The sequence below is a fragment of the Calditrichota bacterium genome, from assembly GCA_016867835.1.
Classification (GTDB): Bacteria; Electryoneota; AABM5-125-24; order Hatepunaeales; family Hatepunaeaceae; genus VGIQ01.
Window position 1 is genome coordinate 1 of record VGIQ01000136.1, and the last position, 6,527, is coordinate 6,527.

General features: G+C 61.0%; 6 protein-coding genes. All 6 read left to right on the forward strand.

The window, feature by feature from the left end:
• Positions 1 to 691 precede the first annotated feature (691 nt).
• The 6 genes from FJY67_10785 to feoB all read left to right on the forward strand — a co-directional run bounded on the left by FJY67_10785 (position 692) and on the right by feoB (position 6,257).
• Complete coding sequence (locus tag FJY67_10785) at positions 692 to 2,371, forward strand: hypothetical protein (GenBank protein MBM3329933.1); 1,680 nt, start codon at positions 692 to 694, stop codon at positions 2,369 to 2,371.
• A gap of 91 nt (positions 2,372 to 2,462) precedes the next feature.
• A complete protein-coding gene (locus FJY67_10790) occupies positions 2,463 to 2,801 on the forward strand; it encodes a type II toxin-antitoxin system RelE/ParE family toxin (GenBank protein ID MBM3329934.1) in 339 nt (112 codons plus the stop codon).
• 26 nt (positions 2,802 to 2,827) lie between these two features.
• On the forward strand, positions 2,828 to 3,184 hold the full coding sequence (locus tag FJY67_10795) for a helix-turn-helix transcriptional regulator (GenBank protein ID MBM3329935.1): 357 nt from the start codon (positions 2,828 to 2,830) through the stop codon (positions 3,182 to 3,184).
• An 82-nt stretch (positions 3,185 to 3,266) separates the two neighbouring features.
• Positions 3,267 to 3,776 carry a metal-dependent transcriptional regulator gene (locus tag FJY67_10800; protein ID MBM3329936.1) on the forward strand — a complete coding sequence of 170 codons (510 nt, stop codon included), beginning with the start codon at positions 3,267 to 3,269 and terminating at the stop codon, positions 3,774 to 3,776.
• A gap of 94 nt (positions 3,777 to 3,870) precedes the next feature.
• The gene (locus tag FJY67_10805) at positions 3,871 to 4,149 is read left to right on the forward strand and encodes a ferrous iron transport protein A (GenBank protein MBM3329937.1); all 279 of its coding nucleotides are present in this window, start codon (positions 3,871 to 3,873) and stop codon (positions 4,147 to 4,149) included.
• Positions 4,146 to 6,257 (forward strand): ferrous iron transport protein B, encoded by a 2,112-nt coding sequence (gene feoB / locus FJY67_10810; GenBank protein MBM3329938.1) that lies wholly within the window; start codon positions 4,146 to 4,148, stop codon positions 6,255 to 6,257. Before FJY67_10805 ends, feoB begins: the two co-directional genes overlap by 4 nt.
• Positions 6,258 to 6,527: the final 270 nt, after the last annotated feature.

The following is a 6,527-nucleotide window of genomic DNA, read 5'->3' on the forward strand; positions in this document are numbered from 1 at the left end:
ACCGGCAAACGGCAGTCGGGATTCTTCACAGCGTTCAGAATGGCAAGCGGCACCCCCGACAGGATAGGCTGGGCGGATCGGAATCCGCCCCTACGCGGCAGCCTGATAAATCGGGGAGCCACCGGTGAACGACAGACGAGATTCTTCACAGCGTTCAGAATGGCAAGCGGCACCCCCGACAGGATAGGCTGGGCGGATCGGAATCCGCCCCTACGCGGCAGCCTGATAAATCGGGGAGACACCGGTGAACGACAGACGAGATTCTTCACAGCGTTCAGAATGACAGAGGCGGCACCCCCGACAGGATAGGCTGGGCGGATCGGAATCCGCCCCTACGCGGCACTCCCGATAAATCGGGGAGCCACCGGTGAACGACAGACGAGATTCTTCACAGCGTTCAGAATGACAGAGGCGGCACCCCCCGTTAGGATAAGCTGGGCGGATCGGAATCCGCCCCTACGCGGCAGCCTGACAAATCGGGGAGCCACCAGTGAACGACAGACGGGATTCTTCACTGCGTTCAGAATGGCAAGCGGCACCCCCGACAGGATAGGCTGGGCGGATCGGAATCCGCCCCTACGCGGCAGCCTGATAAATCGCGGAGCCACCGGAGGGGGGCATCAGTCATCAGCATCAGTCATTAGCATCAGACTTTAGCATTAACATTAGCATTAGCATTAACATAGACCCCTTGATCTTTCGCGTCGAGGGCGAAGGCGGTCGCGGCGGCTCGGTGGTCGGCGAGATACTGGCTCGCAGCGCCGCCCGGCAAGGCTTCCATATCCAGTGCAGCCGCGCCTTTCCGGCCGAGATCAAAGGCGGACGCGCCTGGTTCCAGTTCAAAGTCTCATCCAACGATCAGACCTGGTGGGGCGGCGAGCCGCACCTCACCCTCGCCGACGGCAAAGGGAGCGAATGGGTCATCTCGCTTACCCGCAAGGACGGCGATCCCCTCCGCGCACCTCTTTCGCCCGCCGTCATTGCGAAGTCGTTGGGCGAGGCGCGCAGTTCCAATATGGTCGCGCTCGGGTTCCTTGCCGAAGCGCTCGGGCTGGATGAGCCGCTCGTCGAAGCGGTTGCGCAGAAGCGCCTATCCCGGCGCGGCGAACCGAATCCTCACATCTCGGAGTCCATCGCCGCCGGCTACAAAGCCGGTCGCGATGCCGGATGGTTTCACTGGACGGTCAAGGCGCCTGAAGTCAAGGGCCGCCGCCTCGTCCTGAACGGCAACGAAGCGATCGCCTTAGGTGCCCTCGCGGCCGGCGTCAGATTCTTCTGCGGCTACCCGATCACTCCGGCTTCGTCGATCCTCGAAATGATGCTGAAGGAACTGCCCGACCTCGGCGGCGTCGCGATCCAGATGGAAGACGAAATGGCTGCGCTCGCGGCGTGCCTCGGCGCTTCCTATGCCGGTAAGCGTGCGATGTGCGCCACCTCAGGTCCCGGCTTCGCGCTGATGTCGGAACTGCTCAACCTCGCGGTCGTCTCCGAAGTTCCGATCACGGTGGTCGATGTGCAGCGCTCCGGCCCTGCCACCGGCCAGCCCTCAAAGTCCGAGCAGGGCGATCTCCTCTATGCCCTCCACGGCTCGCCGGGCGACTCGCCGCGACTGGTGCTCGCGCCTTCGACGGTCGAGGAAGCGTTCTATCTGACCCATCGAGCAGTCAATTTGGCAGAGGAATTCCAGATGCCGGTCATCGTCCTCTCGGATGCCGCGCTCTCGAACCGCATCGAAGCGATCCCCGAGCCGGACTGGGAGAGCCTGCCGCGGTCGAACCGCGCGCGAGTGCAGGCTGGGAATGACGATGACTACGCGGCCGCCTTTGAGCGCTATCTCCTAACGCCGACGGGCGTTTCGCCGACCTCGCTGCCGGGTCGGGACGACCTCCCCTTCGTCGCTGCCGGGATGGAGCATTCTTCCACCGGCAGCCCGGCTGGAGACGCTGCTGCACACCAGGCTATGAGCGCCAAACGGCTCCGCAAGGTCGGGTCGGCGCGCGCTATTCTTGCTGCCGAGCCGCCCTACAATGGGCTCGGCAAAGGCGCCCGCGTCGGCGTCGTTGGCTGGGGCTCGACAGCCGGAGCCATAGAGGAAGCCCGGCGCATCCTTAAGCGGCAGGGCGTCCGCCTCGCAACGGCGCAGATCAGGCACTTGAATCCTCTACCTGTAGAGCAGTTGCGGGAGTGGATGCGGTCGCTCGAACGGATCATCGTCGCCGAGGAGAATCAGTCCGGGCAACTGGCGTCGCTGATCCGGCATCTGGCGCCGGAGCGGATGGCGTCGCTCTTGCCGCAGAATGAGTTTGAGATCACGCCTGAGCAGGTCATTATGGCCGTCAAGGAGGAGATGGCGCGGCTGCTGGCGGCGTAGGCGAAACATCTTGCATTCCTATCTCAAATATGCTATTATTAGTGAGTCATACTTGATGGTTAAAGACCTAATCTCACACGAAGGGAAATGAATGGACGTTCGCTACTATGTGATGAAAGTGGTAGAGAGCCAGCGAGGGGAATGGCTATACGCTTTGCCTTCCGACGCTTTGACAAGAGATGAAGGAATGATAGAGTTGCTTGCTGAACGAGGGAACGACTTAAGAAGACCCCACATTGATTACTTGAAATCAGGTATCTACGAGTTAAGGTGGAGAGTGCATAAGCGCCGATTTAGGTTGTTGCTTTGCTTACATAGAGGAGTTGCGTTTCTACTACACGGAATAATAAAGAGGTCTAATAGTGTGCCATCAGATGACATCGCACGAGCGATAAAGCGAAGACAAGAACTTATTGATAGATATAAATAGCATATAAACAAAAGCAAGGAACGATCATGCTACCCAAGGGCGAGGATTGGAGCGAGCGATCCACATCTGCTCTCGATGTCATTCGGGATCGTCGTGCCGCAGATCCGGTTCTGGCTGCAGAACTCGACGAGATCGGCCGTAAACTGCGGCTTGGTATCGCCATTCAGGAATTGCGTGAAAGGCGTAAACTGACGCAGATGCAACTCGCGCAGTTGACCGGGACCTCCCAGTCCGCTATTGCCCGTATCGAGAGCGCGGATTATGAGCGGATGTCGCTTTCGACATTGCAGAAGATTGCCCGCGCGCTCAACGCCGATCTCAGCATCACCTTTCGTCCACATCGATGGCGGAAGAGCCCACCGACCACCGCAACGGCCGGTTGACTTGACCACCACTATCGGGGCTGTCCGTCAGGGCAGCCCCTTTGCATTTTAGCGCGCCGGCTGCAACGAGGGGCTTGACATCATGTCCCGCGGGTGCTATATTATCTGTCAAAGAATGATTGACGCCTCTAACTTACCCGCCTGCAACGGCGCCTGCCCCGACCTCGACGTCGATGAGCGCTTCAATGCAACGGTGCAGGAATATGTCGAAGTGATCCGCGATCTGATCGAAGCCGGCCCGGTCGCTCGCGTAAAGGACATCGCCGAGCGGCGCGGTGTGACGCGGTCGTCGGTCTCGATCGCGCTGAAAGACCTGCGCTCTCTGGGCCTCGTTCAGCACGAGCATTACGGCTATGTCGAACTGACCGACGACGGCCGGGAATTGGGCGCAGTGTTGTCGCGGCGGCATGCGGTGATTCGGACGTTTCTTGAGAACATCCTTGGTCTTCCGGCCGAAGCGGCCAACAACGAAGCCTGCCGTCTCGAGCATGCGATGAGCCCGGAGACTCTTGATGCGCTGGTCGAGTATGTCCGCCGGCTCGAGGGTTGCCCGTGGTGCAGTTTTGCGCCGGTCAAGGCTATGCCGGGGTAGTATGGGACTCTTTTCGCACCGGTCGCCGCCTCGCGAGCCTATCGCCACCGGGACTTTCAACTGCACTTGCGCAGCCGAGAGATATGCTGAAGCGATGCGCCTCGGCGACGTGCCGTCCGGCTCCGAGGTGCGGGTCTGCTGCCTCGATGGCGCCGGCCCGATTGCGCGACGGCTGGCGGAAATGGGCTTCGTCCCGGGAACCTTGATCGAAGTCGTTCGCCGGGCCCCGCTATCCGATCCTATCGAGTTCCGACTTCGAGGCTACCTGGTCAGCCTACGCCGCGAGGAAGCCCTCCTAATTCGCGTCCACTCCACTTTATCTGATCCTTCCGCCATCGGGCAAGCGCCTGCCGGCGATGCCTCCGACCGATGACCCGTCCACTGCTTCATCTCCATTCCCATCACCACGGCTCGGGATCGAGTCTGACCACTGGCCGACGCGACGGCGAAGCCCTAGTTGCTTTGGCAGGCAATCCCAACTCCGGCAAAACGACGATTTTTAACCAGTTGACCGGCTCACATCAGAAGGTCGGCAACTGGGGTGGAGTGACCGTCGAGCGGCGTGACGGCTGGGTGAAGTCGAATGGGAGGTTGCTGCGGATCGTTGATCTGCCTGGAATGTATAGCCTCTCGGCGGTCTCCCCCGACGAAGAAGTAGCGCGTGACTTCATCGTCCATGGGTTTGGTGCCGAAGGTCGTCCTGACATTGTCGTCCAGGTTGTCGATGGCGGACGGCTCGAGCGGAGTCTGCTATTGACGGTGCAGTTGATCGAGCAGGAACTGCCGCTGGTTCTCGTCCTCAATATGTTCGATGAAGTGCGACGCCGGAACTTGCTTATCGATCCCAAGCGACTCAGCGAGCAACTCGGCATCCCGGTAGTGCCGACTGTCGGCAACCGGGGCGAGGGCATCCGCCAACTGGTCGAGACCCTCGCCGACCGGCTGGACGACTCCCGCGACGGCGCGCTTCATATTGCCTTTGATGACGCCACCGAGGCGACGTTGGCCGGCATCCGGCAACTCTGCGCTGACACCGGCCGACCTATCGGACGAGGGTATGCGATAGGGCTACTCACCCGCGAACCATCGGCTCCGCGGGGGATCGATGCCGGCTTGATGAAGCGAATTGAGGCTGAAATAGAACGTCGCCAGCCGCGCATTGGCCGGACGTTCACTGAAGCCGTTACGCATACCCGTTACACGGCGATATCGAAATTGCTCGCCGAATCGGTATCCTCCACTGCCGACCACCGGGAGGGTCTGACGGCGCGGATCGACCGGGTGATGCTCGACCCCTGGCTCGGCATCCCGATCTTCCTCGCGCTGATGTTCGGGCTCTTCCAACTCACCTTCACGGTGGGAGCGGTGCCGATGGACTGGATCGACGGACTGATGTCCGGCCTCGGCGAGATGGTCAAGGGCGGCGTTCCCGGCTTATGGGGCGAGGTTCTTGGCGACGGGATCATCGGCGGCGCGGGGATGATCCTCGTCTTCCTTCCTAACATCCTGATCCTGATGATGGGGATTCATCTCTTCGAAGATTCCGGCTATATGGCGCGAGCGGCGTTCCTTATGGACCGCTTGATGCGCCTGATGGGTCTGCACGGCAAGGCGTTCATCCCGCTGCTGATGGGATTCGGCTGCAATGTTCCGGCGTTGATGGCGAGCCGGACGCTCGAGAGCCGCCGCGACCGGCTCTTGACAATGCTCCTGACGCCCTTTATGAGTTGCAGTGCGCGGCTGCCGGTCTATGTGATAGTAACGGCAGCCTTTTTCCCGCGGACGGGCGGCACAATCATCTTCACGCTCTATCTGGCCGGTCTGATGGCAGCGCTTCTTCTGGGACGCCTCTTCAGCCGGACGCTCTTGAAAGGCCAGTCGGCGCCTTTCGTGATGGAACTGCCACCCTATCGCTGGCCGACCGGCCGAACGACCTGGAACTTGCTCCGCTTCAACACCAAAATGTTCCTGCGACGGATAGGGACCCTGGTGGCTGCCTTTGCAGTCCTGATCTGGTTTCTCAGCAACTTCCCCCGCGCAGCCGTTGCACCCGATCCGGTTGAAGACGGGGTGGAAACCGCCTATGCCGAGAGCACCTACATCTACCGCATGGCGGGTTGGGCCGAGCCGGTCTTTGAACCGCTCGGGTTCACGCTCAAGATGGATATTGCGCTGATTAGCGGCTTTGTGGCCAAGGAGATCGTCGTGGCGACGATGGGGGTTCTGATGACGGGCGATTCTGAAGCGGAGGAGGCGACGTTAGTGCAGGCTCTGCAGCGCGAAGTGCCCTCGCCGGCGGCAGCGCTCGCTTTCCTGGTCTTTGTGCTGCTCTATACGCCCTGCCTGACGACGGTCGTTACGTTACAGCGGGAAGCCCGCGCGTGGCAATGGACGGCTTTTTCGGTAGCCTACCAGACCGGGGTGGCCTACCTCGCTGCCTGGGGGACGCTGGTCGTTGCGCGGGGGCTCGGGATGGGGTGAGGCGCGACCCCACACGACCGCATCCTAAAACGTCAGATCGGAGCAGCCGGGAAGCAAGGTAATTCGATCCCCAATACTCGCTTGCTTACCTGACCAGCACTACTCTCTGCGTTGCGGCTCCCTGTCGGCCTTGGAGAGAGAGCATATACTGCCCCGAGGGGAGCGCGCCGGCGTCAAAGTGAAGTTGATGTGTGCCGAAGGGCAGGAAGCCTTCCTTTAGCAGCATCACCTCGGCGCCTCTTGCATCGTAGAGCCGGAGCGCCCACCAGC

Excerpts from the sequence above, each read along its gene's own strand:
- FJY67_10795 (MBM3329935.1), top strand. The coding sequence starts at position 2,828 with ATGCTACCCAAGGGCGAGGATTGGAGCGAGCGATCCACATCTGCTCTC.
- feoB (MBM3329938.1), top strand. The coding sequence starts at position 4,146 with ATGACCCGTCCACTGCTTCATCTCCATTCCCATCACCACGGCTCGGGA.
- FJY67_10800 (MBM3329936.1), top strand. The coding sequence starts at position 3,267 with ATGTCCCGCGGGTGCTATATTATCTGTCAAAGAATGATTGACGCCTCT.
- FJY67_10790 (MBM3329934.1), top strand. The coding sequence starts at position 2,463 with ATGGACGTTCGCTACTATGTGATGAAAGTGGTAGAGAGCCAGCGAGGG.
- FJY67_10805 (MBM3329937.1), top strand. The coding sequence starts at position 3,871 with ATGCGCCTCGGCGACGTGCCGTCCGGCTCCGAGGTGCGGGTCTGCTGC.